The 377-nt window shown below is 39.3% G+C and carries 1 tRNA gene; it reads right to left on the bottom strand.

Going from position 1 to position 377, the window contains the following annotated elements:
- Positions 1 to 148 precede the first annotated feature (148 nt).
- A tRNA-Ile gene (locus tag H4J57_RS19630) sits at positions 149 to 225 on the bottom strand.
- Between the last annotated feature and the right edge of the window lie 152 nt (positions 226 to 377).

The following is a 377-nucleotide window of genomic DNA, read 5'->3' as shown; positions in this document are numbered from 1 at the left end:
TTCTTAACGCGCATTCGGTTAAAAACGTGGTTTAAAAAACCAAATTAATATTCACTCACAAAACACTGAAAAACATTCAGTATGACGAAAGTAAACCTTAATTTGGTCTTTTCTTTAATGAAGAAGTTAATCAATTCAGCGTATGAATTGGTAGGTCTGGGCAGACTTGAACTGCCGACCTCACCCTTATCAGGGGTGCGCTCTAACCAGCTGAGCTACAGACCTATCTTATTAGCAAGCCCAAGGGCTTTCTTCTTCTAATTTGTTATCATGTAATTTGTGTAGACACTCGTGAAACCGAAGTTTCCATTAAACTGTTTTTACTTCAAGATAAGGAGGTGATCCAACCCCAGGTTCCCCTAGGGTTACCTTGTTAC

This window comes from Colwellia sp. BRX8-7, assembly GCF_014077275.1.
GTDB lineage: Bacteria > Pseudomonadota > Gammaproteobacteria > Enterobacterales > Alteromonadaceae > Colwellia_A.
The sequence above is the reverse complement of the archived record's forward strand: the minus strand, read 5'-3'. Positions and strand labels throughout refer to the sequence as shown.